This is a genomic window from Methylophaga sp. UBA2496 (assembly GCF_002341635.1).
Classification (GTDB): Bacteria; Pseudomonadota; Gammaproteobacteria; order Nitrosococcales; family Methylophagaceae; genus Methylophaga.
Genome location: NZ_DDOK01000002.1, coordinates 50,471 through 67,942 on the forward strand (window position 1 = coordinate 50,471; position 17,472 = coordinate 67,942).

Genomic DNA, 17,472 nt, shown 5'->3' on the forward strand with positions numbered 1-17,472 from the left:
ATCCGGCTCCATTACCAATTTATGTTCAGTCTACGCCTAAATTACTCAGCGGTGGATGATTTAATAAATTAAAAAACTGGTCAGCCGGGACAGGTCTGCTGAATAAATAACCCTGCATAAAGTCACACCCCTTGTTTTTTAATGCTTGCAGATGTTCTGTTGTTTCAACACCTTCCGCCAGCGTTTTCAAACCCAGTGATCGGGCAAGAGTGATAACGGCATCAACAATGGCTTCATCATCTTCATCTATCAGCATGTCAAACACAAAACTCTGATCAATTTTGAGTTTATTAATAGGGAATTTTTTCAGGTAATTCAAAGAAGAATAGCCGGTACCGAAATCATCCAGTGATAACCGAATACCAGCATCTGCAAGGGATCTGAGTTGTTTAATAGTCAGATCAATATTGATCATAGCGACCGATTCGGTGATTTCCAGCTCCAGGTTATCTGCTGCCAGCTGATGTTCATGAAGAATGGCATTTATCATGTTAACCAGCAAAGGATTATTGAATTGCACGGCAGACAGGTTTATCGCCACTAATAAATCCTCATGTCCGGCTTCAACCCATTGTTTACATTGCGCAATTGCCGTGTGCAAAATCCACTGTCCTATTGGATTAATCATGCCTGTTTCTTCTGCAATAGGAATAAACTCCATTGGCGAAATCATTCCAAACTCCGGGTGATCCCAGCGTAACAAGGCTTCTGCACCGGTAATTTTGTTTTGCTTGATATCCACTAAAGGTTGATAAACCAAAGACAGTTCATTACGGGCCAGTGCAAATCGCAAGGCATGCTCCAGTTCCAGTTTATACACAATCTGTGAATGCATCTCAGCGGTGAAAAACTGATATTGATTGCGTCCGGCCTGTTTTGCCCGATACATGGCTGTGTCTGCATGTTTATTGAGGCTTTCTGCATCTTTTCCGTTATCCGGATAAACACTGATACCTATCGAAACAGTAACAAACAGCTGGTTACCTTCAATTTCAAAAGGTGCGGTGATATTTTCCACTAACTTCTGGGCCACATGTCCGGCTCCATCAGCATCGGTGTCAGGTAATAAAATAATAAACTCATCGCCCCCGGTCCGGCATACGGTATCCTGTTCCCGCATTTGTTCGATAAGTCTTCCGGCCACTTTTATCAGTAAACTGTCACCTATCGCATGACCGAGACTGTCATTGATAAATTTAAACCGATCCAGATCCAGATACAGTAACGCCAGTTTTTGCTGATGACGCTCTGCTGAAATCAACGTCTGGTGAATGCGATCCTTGAGTAAGGCCCGATTAGGTAAACTGGTCAAGACATCGTGATGTGCCAGGAAATTTATTTTCTGTTCTGCTTCCCGGTACTTGCTGATATCCGACATGATGGCAACATAATTTTGCAGCTGCTCCTGCTCGTTATCAACACGGCTAATGGATAACCATTGCGGATAGATTTCACCATTCTTGCGACGGTTTTGTACTTCACCAGACCAGAAACCCTGTTGTTCAAGCTGATTCCACAACAGCTCGTAAAAGTATTTATCATGGTAACCAGAGCTGAGGATGGATGGGTTTTTACCGGTGACGTCTTCCAGAGAATACCCGGTCATAATGGTGAACGCCGGGTTCACAGTAACGATGAGATTGTTTTCATCGGTAATGATGATGCCTTCATTGCTGTTTTCAAACACTAAACTGGCCAGACGTAATTCCTTTTCAGCTTCGTATTGCCGACTGATATCACGACTGATGCCAAGCACACCTATCGTTTCACCGGTTTCATTCTTAAGCGGGGTTTTCAGGGTTTCAAACAATACCTCTCGCCCATCTGCTCCGTATTTACGTTCTTCATAAAATTGGCTGGTGTCGTGCTGCAAGGTGAGTTGATCACTGTGACGATAATTACGGGCTTCTTTCTCCGGGTAAAAGTCAAAATCTGTTTTTCCAATAATTTCCGATTCATTCGTCCCCAGGAAATTTATCACTGCCTGATTACAACGGATATATTTACCCTGTTCGTCCTTACAGAAAATTAAATCGGGTGATGAGTCAATAATACTTCTCAGCAAAACACGCTCTTGATTCAGATGGGTCTGAACTTGTTTGCGGAGGGTGATATCTTCAGTAATGGCTATACAGACGGTTTTTTCATCGTAGATGGCGGTTTGCAAATCCACATGGACTTCATAACGGCTGCCATTTTTACGATAGTGATAGGTTTCAAAATTCAGGCGTTGTGTTTCGCCGTTTATCAAGGGTGAAATTAAGGCTTCAAACGTTACCCGGTTATAGTCTTTATTCAGATCGATAGGCGTCATTTCCTGCAATTCTTCCATACTGAACCCCAGATTGGATTTAGCACCATGGTTTACTTGAATAAATTTGAATGTCTGGGCATCAAAGACATATATTTCATTTAACGAGCGTTCAAGAATTTCACCAAATAACGCATTTTGTTCAGCGGTTTGTTTTTGTTCACTGATATTCAGCACTACTCCGACGATTTGCACTTTTTGTGTCTGAGCATTTTTTACTGCAGAAAGATGATCCTCAACCGTAATGTAATGACCATCTCGATGACGAAAACGAAATTGATTACTGACTGGTTTATCCGTTTGTAAAGCCGCCAGCAAAGTACGCTTAACGCCATTGATATCATCAGGATGAACACTTTGTTGCCAGGCTTGGGGCTGGCTCAACCAGTATTCGGCAGGATAACCGGAATAACTGATGACGGATTCACTGACATAGCTCAGATGAAATTCTCTGTGGCTGGCTTCATTGACGTCCAGAATGTAAGTAACACTGGGGCTTATGGTCAGCAAGTTTTTCAGAAAATCGACGGATTGACGTAGCTCCTGACGCAGTTGGTACTGGTTGGTCACATTGGTAAAAACCAGTATCACCCCAAGAATTTCGGTCTGACGATCATGATCAACACGGATCGGTGCTGCACTATCAGAGATATGATATCGCGTACCATTTCGGGCAACCAGAACGGTATGATTGGCTAATTCGACGACTTCACCACTTTTGATGACCAGGTCTACCGGGTTGGTCATCTTTTCGCCGGTTTCCGCCTGATAAATATCAAATACTTCAGGTAATGGTTGTCCGATGGCATCCTTTTCATGCCAGGCCGTCAATTCACTGGCCACTCGATTCATTCGTGTAATATTACCGATAGCATCCGTGACAATAACCGCATCACCAATGGATTCCAGTGTAATTCGCAAACGCTGCTCGTTCTCAGTCAGAATACTGATGTGCGACTGTAGTTGTTGGGCGGCATCAACTAATGTCTGAGCGACTTGCGTCTGTTCAGTATTCCCTTTAAGGGGATTGATCAGATTAAATTGTTGATCCTGAATCTGTTCGGTCAGTTGTTTTAATGCCTGTAATGGTCTTATAACAAGCTTGCGAATAGTGACCATCAGAATGATGTGTGCCAGCACAATCAACAATAACAAAGGAATAATGGCATTGATGGTTTCTGCCCTGGCTTTTTCCAGCTTGCTTTCAATGGAATTTTGTAACACCAGTATCCATTGCTGTTCCGCTTCAAATAATGGTAACACCAGGTTCAGCAAGTTTTTTTTATCGTTGTCGAACTCGAAGATTTTTTTGGTAGTACGTGCCAGTTCAATATATGGCAACAATTGTTCGTCGAGCACTTTTTCAGCCGGTTGGTTTTGCCAGATAAAGTGTGTGGCGGATTGAATCTGATTATTCTGATCGATTAACACAGCCAGCTGGGCGTCGGCACGTAATGAAAATCTTGCCACATTGCTTCGGGCTTGCTGATAGTCATCGTTAGCAATGGCATATTCAAGGCTATGGCCTAATTGTAAAGCGGTTTCATGAAGCTGGGTTTTTGAGGTTTCTTTTATATCAGACAGACGGTGACGATATTCATTAACAGAATAAAAAAACAAAAGCCCCAGAAACAAAAAGGTAACGGTTAGAGGCAGCCAAAAAGTAAGCCGGTATGTTTGGATTGCAGACATGATTAATCCATACTTTCATAAAGCAGCTGTTGACTATCAACAGCATTATTTAATAAACCTGCCTCAGTCATGAGCCCACTCATCGATTCAATAATATTTTCAAGCTGATGGCTGAAAATATATTGTTGATGCTCGCGTTCTGGCAAAATCAGGTTTTGGTAAAAGTGATCCAGCTCTTCGTTTGAAACACCCAACCGCGGAGCCATTCTGGTTAATGCATCTTGCTGATTATCCGTCATATATTGACGAGCTTGCCAATACCCGTTCAGTAGCTGTTGAATGCTTTTGCGTTGCTGATGTACTGCTGAGTCACGGGTCAGCAGAACATCGACAATTTCACCGGGTAGCTGACTGCTATCAAGCAGATTAATGTAGCCCTGTTGTTGAAGCTGATAGGCAACAGGGTCAAAGCTGATAACAGCTTCAACCTGGTGATTACTCAACATCAAAAAATGTTGATTGATAGTCGATGGAACAATGATGACCTCATTACTTTGCAACTGAGCCACTCGCAAAACCTGTGACAGCATATAGGCTCCAACGCCACTTTGTTCGACCGCAATACGTTTATTTTTGAGTTCTGCCAGAGAGGTTATTCCGGGCTCAACGATCAGTTTGTCTGCCCCGTTCGAGATATTAAAGATCAGCACGATTTTAAGGTCTGAGTGAGTTTCAGCCATTCGCAGGGCTTCATCCAGCGTAACGGCTATTGCATCCAGCTGGCCCTGCCGAAAGGCATGCAAAACTTCCGTGCTGGAGGCTAATTCCTTGAGTTGGATTTGCGCGTTATCGTAATACCCCAGATCGCGAGCCAGGTAGAGTATCTCGTAGCCCGCCCACGGAATGGTCCCAACACGCAATGGCTTATCCGTTTGCGAACTACAGGCAACCAGGCTGACTATAAGTAACAGCAAATAAAAAATCCGTTTACCCATGGTGCATGACCTATTCCCCCTCAGTATGGGTCAGCTAAACGATAGCATAGAACACGCATAAAATAGTATTTGCTAATATTTCATGAAAATGAGAGAAAACCATGGTTTTTCAAATACCTGCGTTTACAATTCAGCAATGATAAGAGTAAGCTGTAACTAAAGACTTTTATACAGGAGTAACAAAATGGAAATTCCTGGTATCACCCCTTTTAGCGGTCAGCCCACACTGACTAATCCGTTATCTTCGGAAAATGTATTGGTCGGGCGGCAGACCCCGGTACAGCAAAACAGTGAAACTGCCTCGACTACGGTAGTGCAGGAGCAAGAGCCAGCCAGTTTGCAGACGGTTGCCGTTGTCAATGAAGCGACACAAAATGAAGCAACGGGCTTTGATCCGGAAAATCCGGGCGGTACGATTGATATTACAGTTTGAGGTTTTAGATGGCAGAACCAAAAATCACTCAAGATCCGCTCTATCAACTGTTGCGCGATGGAAAAATAGAAGAATTTAATCACCGTATTGCCAAGGGAGAGACGGTTGATTTAACCAGCTGTGATTTTCGACATCTTAATTTGCAGGGCTTAATTGCCAGCGGCCTCGATTTCAGTAACAGTTATTTCCGTCAGGCCGATTTACGCGGTATTGATTTCAGTCAATGCATCAGTCTTCGTGGAGCCAGTATTCATGGCGCTAAAATCTCGGGAGTATATTTCCCTACCCCATTAACAGCAGAAGAAATTTCCCTTTCATTGCAGCATGGCACCAGAATGCGCTACACAGACTAGGGCTTGTTGATCTTTCATAGTCACCACTGCTGGGACTATGAAAGATCAACAAGCCCTAATCCGCTATTTCTGATTTCTCTCTGTTTTTTGGAATAAACCGCGAAACCTGTAACCCCAGTTCAAATAACAACCAGATTGGAACCGCTAACAATGTTTGTGAAATCACATCTGGAGGGGTAAGTAACATGCCAATCACAAAAGCGCCGACAATCACATAAGGCCTTTTTTGTGAAAGACTTTCTCGAGTGGAGATCCCTGTCCAAATCAACAGTAACGTGGCGATTGGCACTTCAAATGCCAGACCAAAAGCAAAAAATAACTTCAAAACAAAATCCAGATAACTGCTGATATCTGTCATCACTGCAACACCTTCAGGCGCTGCCTGTGTCAAAAAGCCAAACACCAGCGGAAAGACGACAAAATAAGCGAACAATATGCCCAGAATAAACAGTAGCGTACTGGCAAACATCAGTGGAAAAACCAGCCGTCTTTCATGTTGATACAAGCCGGGAGCAATAAAGGCCCATAATTGATAAAGCAAAACAGGCATCGCCAGCATAATCGCGGCGGTCAGTGTTAATTTAAATGGGGTCAGGAAGGGTGAAGCCACTTCTGTGGCAATCATGGAACTGGTTTCTGGCAGATGTTCAAGCAAGGGCGCAGATAAAATAAGATATAAGTCATTGGCGAAGGGTAACAGGCAGACGGCAATGATTAATACGGCAAGGATAGCTCTGAGCAACCGATCCCGAAGCTCAACCAGATGAGAAATCAGTGGTTGTTGTTCACTATTTTCCATCGTCAGCCTGCTTTTTTTCCGCTGAATTATCTTCAGCGTTATCCGAGGGATTCGATTCAGGTTTTACCGGTTCATCAATATCAATGATTTCATTCAGATCGGGTAAATCATCGGGTTTTTTAAAGGCCTGCTTGATTTCTTCGGCTCGAAGTTCTTTGGCAATATCATTTTTGACCGCTTGAAGTGAAGCATTGGCTCGGCCAATCCACAAGCCACAGACACGAACCACTCTTGGCAGTTTTTCCGGGCCAATTACTATTAATGCCACAACGGCAATAATTAACAGTTCCCAAAAACCAATATCAAACACGGTGATTAGCGTTTGGTGTTGTCGTGTTCTTCATGTTGCTGTTGATGCTGCTCGGTCTCGTTGTCATGCTTCAGATTGCCAGCTTCATCTTTTTTTTCATCTTCGCCTTCACGTACCGAGGATTTAAAGCTGCGAATAGCACTACCGAGGTCACCACCCAGGGAGCGCAGTTTTTTAGTGCCGAAAAGCAAAATGACAATGACCAGAACAATCAATAATTGCCATACACTGATTCCACCAAATCCCATGACGCGCTCCTAATGAAAACCAGGCAGATTGTTACCGCCCAGCAAATGAATGTGTAAATGATCGACTTCCTGACCACCGCCGGGACCGGTATTGATAATGGTACGAAAACCGGTCTCCAGACCTTGTGACTTTGCCAGCGCTGGCAGTTTGAGAAACATATGAGCAATTAGGCTGCTATGACTTTCATCAAGATGATCCAACCGTGCGATGTGCTGTTTAGGAATCACTAACAGATGAACGGTGGCTTTCGGATTAATATCCTTGAACACAAAAATCAGCTCATCTTCATAGACTTTTGAAGAGGGAATCTCACCGGCAATAATTTTGCAGAAAATACAGTCGGTCATTTTTTGCTCCTGCTGGCTTTTTCTTCATGACCTGATAAACCAAAACGACGATCCAGCTCGGTTAAAAGGGCATCGATATCAATATCATTATGCGCCAGTAACACCATAGAGTGAAACCAAAGGTCAGCAGTTTCGTAGATGATTTGCTCTCGATCACCCGCTTTTCCGGCGATAACCGTTTCAGTGGCTTCTTCGCCTAGTTTTTTCAGAATTTTGTCGGTGCCGGCCGCATACAGGCTGGCGACATATGAACTGTCGGCATCAGCAGTTTTACGTTCATTCAGCACTGCCATCAGTTTATGCAAGGTATCACGCATTAATAAATCTCATCCGGATTTTTCAGAACCGGCTCAGTGGTTTGCCACTCACCGTTCTGCAGTTCTAGGAAGAAACAATGATGACGTCCAGTATGACAGGCAATGCCACCAATCTGTTCAACTTCAAGCAAAATAGCATCCTGATCACAATCAATACGTATCGACTTAATAAGTTGCTGATGACCGGACTGTTCCCCTTTATGCCACAGTTTTTGTCGCGAACGTGACCAGTAAACAGCATGACCGGTTTCAGCTGTCAGCTGTAATGACTGACGGTTCATCCAGGCTAAAGTAAGTACTTGCTTAGTCGAAAACTCTTGTGTGATAACAGGCGCCAAGCCATCACTGCCCCAGTTTACCTGATCCAGCCATGAGCTCATAAACGCACCTCTATGCCCTGCTCTGCCATTTGTTGTTTGGCTTCACCGACGGTATGTTCACCGAAATGAAAAATGCTGGCGGCCAGAACCGCATCCGCATGTCCCAACTTGATACCATCCGTCAGATCCTGCAGTTTACCCACACCACCGGAAGCAATAACCGGCACCACAACGGCATCGCTGACGGCCCGGGTGAGTTCCAAATCAAAACCGGATTTTGTGCCATCGCGATCCATGCTGGTGAGTAAAATTTCACCCGCGCCTAATTTAACCATTTTTTTGGCCCATTCGACGGCATCAATACCTGTTGGCTGTCGACCACCATGGGTAAATATTTCCCATCTCGGTGTTTCCCCGTCAGCCGATACACGTTTGGCATCAATGGCCACGACTATACATTGTGATCCAAATTTCTCAGCCGCTTCGCGAACAAAATCAGGGTTGCTGACGGCGGCTGAATTAATGCCGACTTTATCTGCACCGGCATTCAGCATACGACGAATATCCGCTACTGTTCTAATGCCACCTCCAACGGTAAGTGGAATAAACACCTGGCTGGCAACGGCTTTGACCACGTCTTCCATGGTGTCACGGTTATGGTGAGTAGCCGTAATATCCAGAAAAGTCAGTTCATCTGCACCCTGTTCATCGTAACGCTTGGCAATTTCTACCGGATCACCGGCATCACGGATATCGACAAATTGCACACCTTTTACGACGCGGCCGGCATCGACATCAAGACAGGGGATAATACGTTTTGCCAAAGCCATATCAGATCAGAATTGCAGTGGTGGATTTAAACGATCGGCCATTGCCTGGCCTTCGGCCAAATCAATGGTACCTTCATAGATGGCGCGACCAATAATGGCACCCATGACACCTTCGGATTCGTAATGACAAAGCGCTTTGATATCGTCATAGTTGGTTACGCCGCCAGAAGCGATGACCGGAATATTGATGGCGCGGGCCAGATCTCGTGTTGATTGCAAGTTCACTCCCTGCATCATTCCGTCACGACTGATATCAGTGTAAATAATGGCTTCTACCCCATCCTGTTCAAACTGTTGAGCAATATCGATCACGTCATGGTTGGATAATTTCGACCAGCCATCAATGGCCACCTTGCCATCTTTGGCATCAAGTCCGACGATGATATGGCCGGGAAACTCGGCGCAGACATCCCCGACAAAATGGGGTGCATTAATGGCTTTAGTACCGATAATGACATAGCGAACACCAGCATCGAGATAGGTTTGAATAGTGTCTTCATCACGAATACCACCACCCACCTGCACATCCAGATCCGGGAAAGCGGCACAGATTTGATGAATAACATTAGCGTTAACAGGGTTACCCGCAAAAGCACCGTCCAGATCCACCATGTGCAATCGCTTGGCACCGGCTTCAACCCACCTTGTCGCAACGGCCAGCGGATCTTCCGAAAATACAGTGTTATCTTCCATGCGTCCCTGACGCAATCGAACGCAGTGACCCTCTTTAAGATCAATGGCAGGGATTAATAACATAACGCTTTCTCCATCAAACAAATTGTCAGGACTGACCGTCCCAGTTAATAAAATTTTTCAATAACTGCAAGCCGGCATGTTGGCTTTTTTCAGGGTGAAACTGTACGGCAAACAGGTTTTCTTGTGCCAATGCGGCAGCAAAAGGTAAAGCGTAATGACTGCGGCCGGAGATTTTGGTTTCATCTGCAGGCTGCACATAAAAACTATGAACAAAATAAAAACGACTATTCTGAGGTATATCTTGCCACAAGGGGTGTGCGAAGGTTTGCTCGACTTCATTCCAGCCCATGTGCGGTACTTTCAGCCCCTGTTCAACCGCCTTTTCAAAGTACAGAACGTCACCTTCAATGATGTCCAAGCCATCTGAGCCCTGGTTTTCCTGACTATGGGTTAATAAAGCCTGCATGCCGAGACATATTCCCAGGAATGGTTTCTGACTGGCCATTTCGATGATGAGTTTGTCGAGTTCAAGTTTTTTGAGTTCTGCCATGCAGTCCCGAATAGCGCCTACGCCAGGAAACACAATATGATCAGCGGCATGGATCTCGGACGGATCAGCGGTAACAAAAATCTGAGTGTGGTTATCGGCTACGGTTTCCAAGGCTTTGGAGACTGAGCGTAAATTACCCATGCCGTAATCAATAACTGCAACGCGACGCATAAAACAAGGACCTGAGCTAGAAAAGTAGAGTTAGAAAATCGTTAATCGATTATAAAGCACCCTTGGTGGAAGGCAATTGTTGTAAAGCACGTTCATCCAGCGTGACAGCCATACGCAGAGCCCGCCCGAAAGCCTTAAAAATCGTTTCTGCGATGTGGTGCGCATTACGCCCTTTGAGGTTATCAATGTGTAAGGTGATGCCGGCGTGATTGACCAGTCCCTGAAAGAATTCATAAAACAAATCCACATCAAATTCACCAATTTTGTCGCGGGTGAAAGTCACATCAAATTCGAAGCCGGGTCTGCCTGATAAATCAAGTACTACTCGAGATAAAGCTTCATCCAAAGGCACATAGGAATGTCCATAACGGACAACGCCTTTTTTATCACCCAGTGCCTGTTTTAATGCCTGGCCAATGGTGATGCCAACATCTTCAACCGTGTGATGAGCATCAATATGCAGATCACCATTTGCTTTGATTTGCAGATCAAATAAGCCGTGACGGGCAATTTGTTCCAACATGTGATCGAGAAATGGCACGCCGGTTTCGGATTGGAATTTTCCGCTGCCATCCAGGTTGATGGAAACTTCAATTTGGGTTTCGAGCGTGTTACGCGCAACATTGGCGCTACGAGCGGTCATTAGCTTTCCTGAAAACTGAAATAAAAACAAATAATAACTGTTTCAGTGCCGGGTTTGAAGCGTTATCATGGCCTGTGACTTTTTTAGGGAAAATAAAATGACACAAGCCAGGGTGATAACGCCATTATTTGAGGATTTTGCCAAGGTTGAACATCATCATCAACTTGCCTGTCAATCATGTGCTTTATACCGGCTATGCCTGCCTTTGGGGCTGCATCGGGATGATTTATCCAAACTGGATCAGATCATCAAGCGCAGTGCTGGCTTCAAACGACATCAAATTCTGTTTGAACCTGCCTCAACCTTCAAGACGATATTTGTTGTTCGTTCAGGTTCGTTCAAAACCACCATTTCAGCGGCTGATGGACGCGAACAGGTCACTAGTTTTTATTTTCCCGGAGAGTTTATCGGGATGGATGCCATTTACCAGCAACGTTATTTATCAACGGCTCGTGCACTTGAGGCCAGCAGCATCTGCGAATTACCTTACGAGCGCTTGCAGGAGTTCAGTGCCACGATTCCAGAGTTACAGAATCAGTTAATGACGCGATTAAGTAAAGAAATGTCAGCCGATAAAAATTTATTACTGTCTTTGGGTAAAAAGACCGCTCAGGAAAAGCTGATTAGTTTCTTATTATCACTTTCTCAGCGTTTCAGTGAACGTGGATATTCTGCTTTGTCGTTCCAGTTGACAATGTCACGTGGTGATATCGCAAACCATCTTGGCCTGGCGATTGAAACGGTCAGCCGTTTATTTACGCAATTACAGGAACAGCAGTTATTAACGACGCAAGGTAAAGAGGTAACGATTCTGGATCTGCCGGCATTAAAACAACGTTGTGGATAACCTGAAGTCTGTTGATCTTCAATAACGCAATCCTAAGGGCCGGAACTTATTCCGTCGCAGGGCGTTGAACATGACTTAAATAGTACACCGCAGTATTTCCCTCTAGAGAGAATACAGGAGCTCCAGTAGAACTGCGCTCAAAGATAAACACACCCAAAAAACATTTTATTGACCTGGATCAATGCCGAAACACCGGTACTCCGTATGATCTGAAACTGTGTATCACAACAGATTATTATTCGGAGTCGTCCCATGAAAAAAATTCCCCTGATTTCTTCTATCCTGCTGGCTGCTGGTTTGGCTGGACCTGTTACTACTGTTATGGCTTATGAGGCGGGTGACTGGTTAATCCGGGGACGTATTATCAATGTTAATCCTAATGACAGCAGTGGTAGTCTGACGGTTAATGGCGCTGATACAGGAACGAAAGGTGTGAAAGTAGACAGTGATACGGTTCCGGAGTTGGATATTACCTATATGATCACGCGAAACTGGGGGGTAGAGCTGATTTTAGGTTATTCAGAACACACGGTTACTGGTGAAAAATCTTGGGCAGTCCTGGGCGATGTTATTGATACCAAAGTGTTGCCACCCACTTTGACATTGCAATACCACTTTCTGCCAGACTCCAATATTCGTCCTTATATTGGCGCCGGTGTGAATTACACGTATTTCTTTGATGAAAAAGTCCCCAGTAGTTCTCTGTTAAGTAATTCCGGCGATAAAGTTAAACTGGAAAGCTCATGGGGCTGGGCGGCACAGGTCGGTGTGGATATCGCCATTAACCAGGACTGGTTCGTCAATATGGATATTAAATACCTGGATATTGATACCACTGCCCGGTTTAAAAATACAGCGGTCGGTAGTGCTAAGATTAATGCAGATATTGACCCGTTTGTTTACGGTATCGGTATCGGTCGACGCTTTTAAGTTTCTCTCCAGGTTTGTCGAAAAGCCCTCTTCAACGAGGGCTTTTTTATGTATTGGAGTGCGGCATGACCAGAGTTTTCAGCCTAACTCCACATGCTGCGAGAACGGCAAAATAAATCATCGCAGACAGTCCAATCAGCCCCATTAATACACCAAACCGGTGCCAGCCTCCCCAGCTTATCCATTCATTACTGTTTGGATTAGTCCATAACAGGAAAAATACAAGAGCGAGATTGGCTAATAACATGCGGATAAAGAATATTCCCCAGCCGCTAATCGGCTGATAAACCGCTTTTTTGCGTAATGTGTAATACAGCAATCCGGCATTGAGCATGGCAGACAATGCCGTTGCTAGAGCCAGGCCGACATGGGCCAGATAAATCATCAGGATAATATTCAGCCCCATATTGCTGACCATCGCAATAATACCGATTTTGACTGGGGTTTTTGTATCCTGGCGGGCATAAAAGCCCGGCGCCAGAACCTTGATGAAAATAAACGGCAACAATCCAAGGCCATAAGCCATTAAGCTTAAAGAGGCCTGATGAGCATCATAAGGTGTAAATTCACCATATTGAAACAGGGTAATCAATAATGGCTCAGCCAGAATGATCAAGCCGATAGCTGCCGGGGTGCCGATTAAAAATACCCAGCGTAATGCCCAGTCAATTGTATGTGAGAACTCCTGCATCGAGGCTGTTGCATGTTTACGGGAAAGATTGGGCAAGATGACCGTCGCCAGGGCAATGCCCAAAATGCCCAAAGGAAATTCAACCAGTCGATCCGAATAATACAACCAGGAGATACTGCCGGTGATTAGAAATGAAGCCAGCAAGGTATCCAGCAATAAATTGATTTGTGAAACAGATACGCCAAACATGGCAGGTATCATTAGTCGCAGAATTTTCTGAACGCCCTCATCTCTCCAGCCCCAGCGGGGTTTTGGAAGACTGCCGATCTTCATTAAAAACGGCATCTGAAAGAGTAATTGCACTATCCCGCCGATAAATACCCCCCAGGCTAATGCTTTAACCGGCTCATCCAGATGTGGTGCCAGCCATAAGGCACAGCCAATCATCGAAATGTTCAGGAAAACCGGGGTAAAAGCAGGTACGGCAAACTTGCCATAACTATTCAGAATCGAACTGGCGAGTGCGGTTAATGAGACAAACAGAATATAAGGGAAAGTTATTCTTAACAGCTCTCCGGCCAACTGTAATTTTTCCGGTTGATCAATAAAGCCGGGGGCAAACACAAGAATGATGACAGGCGCGGCAATGACGCCAATCAGCGTAATGAAAAATAAAACCCCCGCCAGGGTGCCGCTGGTAGCAGCAATAAGTTTTTTTAAATCACCATCGCCACGTTCACGATATTCGGCAAGAACGGGGATAAAGGCCTGGGAAAAGGCGCCTTCGGCAAACAGGCGTCGCAGAAAGTTGGGTATTTTGAAAGCAACAAAAAAAACGTCAGCCCCCATTCCTGCCCCAAGGAATCTGGCAATCACAATATCTCGAACAAATCCCAAAATTCGGGATAAAAACGTCATCATGCTGACAACGATAGTAGACTTAAGCAATTTTTCTTTCATGGGCGCTTAATTATTTAGTGAGTAAGCCTGCCAACGTGTCGCGGAGAGCCAACGATGCAGAATATGTTTAAAAATGTCCATTCTAAGCGTTTTTTGCTGACATATCTTGGCTTGGTGGCATTATTATTACTGTTTTTTCTTACGTTCAGTCCGCAACACCAAACGGATGAGTCTTCAGGCCAGGTTGACGCGATGCTGACGCAGTTTGAACCAGTATTGGAAATTCCACAGTTTCTGGGACATAACATTGAAAATACGGTGTTTACCAATGACGCATTAGTGGGTAAATGGAGTTTTGTGTTTTTCACATCAGCAGATTGCCTTGACTGTGATGCGATCCTGAAAGTTTTGAGCAATTTAAAGGCTGGTCTTGCCAATCGAACAGTTCAAGTTGTGCTGATTGATACCACCGGTCAGCAGACAAGACAGTTGCTTGCGCTGAGCCAGTCTCACAACCTTCAGGGCCATGTCATTTCTGTTTCTGCCGCAGCATCTGCTAAACAGGAACTACAGGCATTTTTTACCCGAAGCCGGGCATATGCACATCAGGATCTGGCTCATGCGGTATTTCTGGTCAATCCAAAAGGATTACTTACTGCCCGCTTTCAGGCACCATTCACCTCGGTCATTTTGAGACAGAGTTTTATTCAAATCCGCGCTGAATATGCCAGTAAAGGTTAATCACTCTCTTCCATGGCTGCGGTAAAGCTCAATGATAATTGTTCCAGTGTGCTGGTTCGGCGGAAGCTGGGTCGCCAGACCAGTCCGATTTCACGTTTTGCGAGACTATCCTGCTTTAGGGGGCGCAGACAGATATCTGCATGACGCACCATATCTGAATTAATCGCCATCTGTGGAATCAATGTTATTCCTAATCCGCTGGCCACCATTTCTATCAAGGTATACAAACTGGTCGCCTGAAAACTCCGCCGCTGAGCAGATGCCGGTAACTGACAGGCACTTATGGCATGTTCCCGCATACAGTGGCCTTCTGCCAGAAGTAATAATTCATTGATGGGTAGTTGGTGGGGTTGCAATGTTTCATAACGGCTTAATGGGTGCTGTTTGGGTAATGCAACCCAGAAAGGTTCTTCAGCGATAACACGATAATTAAGATTTCGAGTATTAAACGGAAAGGCTAATATCGCCACATCAATACTGCCATTTTCAACTTGTGTTAATAATCTTTCGGACTGATCCTCAATAAGTAATAGCTCTAACTGTGGTAATTGCTTGCGTATACGGGGCAATACACGGGGCAATAAAAATGGACTTATTGTCGGAATGACGCCAATTCTTATCCTGCCGGATAAAGGGTTTTTTTCTGCTTGAGCCAGATCCACTAAATCATCACTGAGTGACAATATTTGCCGAGCTCGTTCTGCCACCTCCTCCCCAATAGGTGTGGTCAATACTTTTCTATTGGTTCGCTCAAGTAAACCTACTTCTAACAGGTCTTCCAAATCCTGAATTCCCGCGCTTAAGGTAGATTGTGTCACATGACATTTTTCTGCAGCTCGTCCGAAATGTTTTTCTTCAATGACAGCGGTTAGATACTGCAGTTGGCGTAAAGTGGGAAGTCTCATAATCGTTTTAATCACTTAATAAGTTGATAATGATTTGCTTTGAACAATTTACCATAATTTGAATGACAATTATGCAATCAACGTAAAACCTGTTTTGTTGTAAGATGTCACCATATATATTTAACAATTTTAGTCGGAGATGTTTATGCGTAAATGGCAGTGTTTGGTTTGTGGGTTTATTTATGATGAGGCTAAAGGATTGCCGGAAGAAGGTATTCCGCCAGGTACGGCATGGGATGATATTCCTGATGACTGGGAATGCCCGGAATGTGGCGTTGGAAAAGAAGATTTTGAAATGCTGGAAATCTGATAACAGCATTACTTGATTAAAACCTAAATGTATCGATTTTGAGGTTATGAGATATATAAGGCCGAAATCATAAAACGAAACGCTCTTATTATTATTTGATAGATATAACGTGCTGACGGAATTAACTCTTACCCATTTTCGAAATATTCAAAAGGCCGTTGTTTATCCAGACCCTGGTATAAACATCTTGTCAGGCGAAAATGGATCTGGCAAAACCAGTGTTCTTGAGGCCATCTATTTACTTGCTATGGGGCGCTCATTTCGTACCCGAAATTTAAAAAATGTAATACAAACGGATGAAGTGCATTTTCAGGTGTTTGCCAGAATCAAACCAGGTATTCCTGTGGGACTGCAGTTTTCTTCTGCTACAGGGATTCAAATCCGACTTAATAATGCGCCCTTGAAAAAGCTTTCTGAGTTAGCCAGTCATCTCCCCCTACAGTACATACCAGCAAATTGTCATCAGTTTTTTGAATTGGGGCCAGCGTTCCGAAGGAGAGTTGTTGATTGGGGATTGTTCCACGTGGAACAAGATTTCTTGTTTCATTGGCAAGCCTATAAAAAAATACTTTCTCAAAGGAATGCTGCTTTACGAAATAATAAGCCTGTAACTGAAATTAGGGTATGGAATGTATCTTTAGTAGAGCACGGTTTACATTTATCAAGATACAGAAACGAATATTTAATGCAGTTATTAATCAGCTTTGAAAAATGGTTTAACAAACTATGTAAAGATTTTAATAATGCAAAGTTTGAATTAAGGTATTTGTCTGGTTGGCCTAAAGAACATGAGTTCAAAAATGTCATCGAAACCACAATTGATAGAGATCGTGCATTGGGATATACACGGTCAGGACCACATGCGGCTGATTGGTCAATCCGAATAAATGGAAATGATCCTGCTGAAGTCCTATCTAGAGGGCAGCAGAAGTTGTTTTTTTTGGCGATTAGCCTTGCACAAATTTCGCTCCTTCAGCAGTTTAATGAGCAAAAAAGTATTTTATTGGTAGATGATATTAGCTCAGAACTGGATGTTCAACATCAGCATTTGGTGCTAGATTGTATTAAAGATTTACGGGTTCAGACCTTTATCACAACAACTAGCTCTGAGCTTAATGCAGCTATTGAAAATGATGAAAATGGAAGTTTGTTCCACGTGGAACGTGGGGAGTTAAGACAGATATAGTCACGCTGTCAACCAACGACGATACATAGTAGAATGGACGATTATGCATCACCTTGCTGTAAATGG

At 44.1% G+C, this 17,472-nt stretch carries 21 protein-coding genes; 7 read left to right on the top strand and 14 right to left on the bottom strand.

The window, feature by feature from the left end:
- Nucleotides 1–25: 25 nt before the first annotated feature.
- Both B2W60_RS00550 and B2W60_RS00555 read right to left on the bottom strand, forming a co-directional pair.
- Complete coding sequence (locus B2W60_RS00550) at nucleotides 26–4,003, bottom strand: sensor domain-containing protein (RefSeq protein ID WP_292361111.1); 3,978 nt, start codon at nucleotides 4,001–4,003, stop codon at nucleotides 26–28.
- A 2-nt stretch (nucleotides 4,004–4,005) separates the two neighbouring features.
- On the bottom strand, nucleotides 4,006–4,938 hold the full coding sequence (locus tag B2W60_RS00555) for an ABC transporter substrate-binding protein (RefSeq protein WP_292361109.1): 933 nt from the start codon (nucleotides 4,936–4,938) through the stop codon (nucleotides 4,006–4,008).
- Between the two features lie 184 nt (nucleotides 4,939–5,122).
- On the opposite strand from B2W60_RS00555, the gene B2W60_RS00560 reads away from it, so the two are divergent.
- Both B2W60_RS00560 and B2W60_RS00565 read left to right on the top strand, forming a co-directional pair.
- Nucleotides 5,123–5,371, top strand: a complete 249-nt coding sequence (locus tag B2W60_RS00560) for a hypothetical protein (protein ID WP_292361107.1) — start codon at nucleotides 5,123–5,125, stop codon at nucleotides 5,369–5,371.
- An 8-nt stretch (nucleotides 5,372–5,379) separates the two neighbouring features.
- Complete coding sequence (locus B2W60_RS00565; RefSeq protein WP_292361105.1) at nucleotides 5,380–5,724, top strand: pentapeptide repeat-containing protein; 345 nt, start codon at nucleotides 5,380–5,382, stop codon at nucleotides 5,722–5,724.
- Between the two features lie 55 nt (nucleotides 5,725–5,779).
- On the opposite strand, the gene tatC is transcribed toward B2W60_RS00565, so the two are convergent.
- The 10 genes from tatC to hisB are packed head-to-tail and all read right to left on the bottom strand — an operon-like array spanning nucleotide 5,780 to nucleotide 10,956.
- Nucleotides 5,780–6,523 carry a twin-arginine translocase subunit TatC gene (tatC, locus tag B2W60_RS00570; protein ID WP_292361103.1) on the bottom strand — a complete coding sequence of 248 codons (744 nt, stop codon included), beginning with the start codon at nucleotides 6,521–6,523 and terminating at the stop codon, nucleotides 5,780–5,782.
- Nucleotides 6,513–6,833: a Sec-independent protein translocase protein TatB gene (gene tatB, locus B2W60_RS00575; protein ID WP_292361101.1), complete on the bottom strand. Its 321-nt coding sequence runs from the start codon at nucleotides 6,831–6,833 to the stop codon at nucleotides 6,513–6,515. Before tatB ends, tatC begins: the two co-directional genes overlap by 11 nt.
- A gap of 5 nt (nucleotides 6,834–6,838) precedes the next feature.
- A complete protein-coding gene (tatA, locus tag B2W60_RS00580) occupies nucleotides 6,839–7,081 on the bottom strand; it encodes a twin-arginine translocase TatA/TatE family subunit (protein WP_292361099.1) in 243 nt (80 codons plus the stop codon).
- Between the two features lie 9 nt (nucleotides 7,082–7,090).
- A complete protein-coding gene (locus B2W60_RS00585) occupies nucleotides 7,091–7,429 on the bottom strand; it encodes a histidine triad nucleotide-binding protein (RefSeq protein ID WP_292361097.1) in 339 nt (112 codons plus the stop codon).
- Nucleotides 7,426–7,746: a phosphoribosyl-ATP diphosphatase gene (locus B2W60_RS00590; protein WP_292361096.1), complete on the bottom strand. Its 321-nt coding sequence runs from the start codon at nucleotides 7,744–7,746 to the stop codon at nucleotides 7,426–7,428. The genes B2W60_RS00585 and B2W60_RS00590 overlap by 4 nt, the downstream gene beginning before the upstream one ends.
- Nucleotides 7,746–8,126 carry a phosphoribosyl-AMP cyclohydrolase gene (hisI, locus tag B2W60_RS00595; RefSeq protein ID WP_292361094.1) on the bottom strand — a complete coding sequence of 127 codons (381 nt, stop codon included), beginning with the start codon at nucleotides 8,124–8,126 and terminating at the stop codon, nucleotides 7,746–7,748. Before hisI ends, B2W60_RS00590 begins: the two co-directional genes overlap by 1 nt.
- Nucleotides 8,123–8,896 (bottom strand): imidazole glycerol phosphate synthase subunit HisF, encoded by a 774-nt coding sequence (gene hisF / locus B2W60_RS00600; RefSeq protein ID WP_292361092.1) that lies wholly within the window; start codon nucleotides 8,894–8,896, stop codon nucleotides 8,123–8,125. The genes hisI and hisF overlap by 4 nt, the downstream gene beginning before the upstream one ends.
- A 6-nt stretch (nucleotides 8,897–8,902) precedes the next feature.
- On the bottom strand, nucleotides 8,903–9,652 hold the full coding sequence (gene hisA / locus B2W60_RS00605; RefSeq protein ID WP_292361091.1) for a 1-(5-phosphoribosyl)-5-[(5-phosphoribosylamino)methylideneamino]imidazole-4-carboxamide isomerase: 750 nt from the start codon (nucleotides 9,650–9,652) through the stop codon (nucleotides 8,903–8,905).
- A 25-nt stretch (nucleotides 9,653–9,677) separates the two neighbouring features.
- Nucleotides 9,678–10,313 (bottom strand): imidazole glycerol phosphate synthase subunit HisH, encoded by a 636-nt coding sequence (hisH, locus tag B2W60_RS00610; RefSeq protein ID WP_292361089.1) that lies wholly within the window; start codon nucleotides 10,311–10,313, stop codon nucleotides 9,678–9,680.
- A 49-nt stretch (nucleotides 10,314–10,362) separates the two neighbouring features.
- Complete coding sequence (gene hisB, locus B2W60_RS00615) at nucleotides 10,363–10,956, bottom strand: imidazoleglycerol-phosphate dehydratase HisB (protein WP_292361086.1); 594 nt, start codon at nucleotides 10,954–10,956, stop codon at nucleotides 10,363–10,365.
- A gap of 97 nt (nucleotides 10,957–11,053) precedes the next feature.
- On the opposite strand from hisB, the gene fnr reads away from it, so the two are divergent.
- On the top strand, nucleotides 11,054–11,803 hold the full coding sequence (gene fnr, locus B2W60_RS00620; protein WP_292361084.1) for a fumarate/nitrate reduction transcriptional regulator Fnr: 750 nt from the start codon (nucleotides 11,054–11,056) through the stop codon (nucleotides 11,801–11,803).
- 252 nt (nucleotides 11,804–12,055) lie between these two features.
- Entirely contained in the window at nucleotides 12,056–12,733 is a 678-nt protein-coding gene (locus B2W60_RS00625; RefSeq protein WP_292361082.1) for an OmpW/AlkL family protein, read from the top strand.
- A gap of 46 nt (nucleotides 12,734–12,779) precedes the next feature.
- Here the strand turns inward: B2W60_RS00625 and murJ are convergent, their stop codons facing one another.
- Nucleotides 12,780–14,324, bottom strand: a complete 1,545-nt coding sequence (murJ, locus tag B2W60_RS00630) for a murein biosynthesis integral membrane protein MurJ (RefSeq protein WP_292361080.1) — start codon at nucleotides 14,322–14,324, stop codon at nucleotides 12,780–12,782.
- Nucleotides 14,325–14,378: 54 nt separating this feature from the next.
- Between murJ and B2W60_RS00635 the strand changes: the two genes are divergently transcribed.
- Nucleotides 14,379–15,005, top strand: coding sequence for a redoxin domain-containing protein (locus B2W60_RS00635; protein WP_292361078.1), 627 nt, complete (start codon nucleotides 14,379–14,381; stop codon nucleotides 15,003–15,005).
- Here the strand turns inward: B2W60_RS00635 and B2W60_RS00640 are convergent.
- Complete coding sequence (locus B2W60_RS00640) at nucleotides 15,002–15,910, bottom strand: hydrogen peroxide-inducible genes activator (protein WP_292361076.1); 909 nt, start codon at nucleotides 15,908–15,910, stop codon at nucleotides 15,002–15,004. The two genes, B2W60_RS00635 and B2W60_RS00640, sit on opposite strands and share 4 nt — an antisense overlap.
- A gap of 145 nt (nucleotides 15,911–16,055) precedes the next feature.
- Here B2W60_RS00640 and B2W60_RS00645 point away from each other — a divergent pair, with 145 nt between their 5' ends.
- Together B2W60_RS00645 and recF are read left to right on the top strand one after the other, a co-directional pair.
- Nucleotides 16,056–16,220 (top strand): rubredoxin, encoded by a 165-nt coding sequence (locus B2W60_RS00645; RefSeq protein WP_292361074.1) that lies wholly within the window; start codon nucleotides 16,056–16,058, stop codon nucleotides 16,218–16,220.
- A gap of 109 nt (nucleotides 16,221–16,329) precedes the next feature.
- Nucleotides 16,330–17,406, top strand: a complete 1,077-nt coding sequence (gene recF / locus B2W60_RS00650) for a DNA replication/repair protein RecF (protein WP_292361072.1) — start codon at nucleotides 16,330–16,332, stop codon at nucleotides 17,404–17,406.
- Nucleotides 17,407–17,472: the final 66 nt, after the last annotated feature.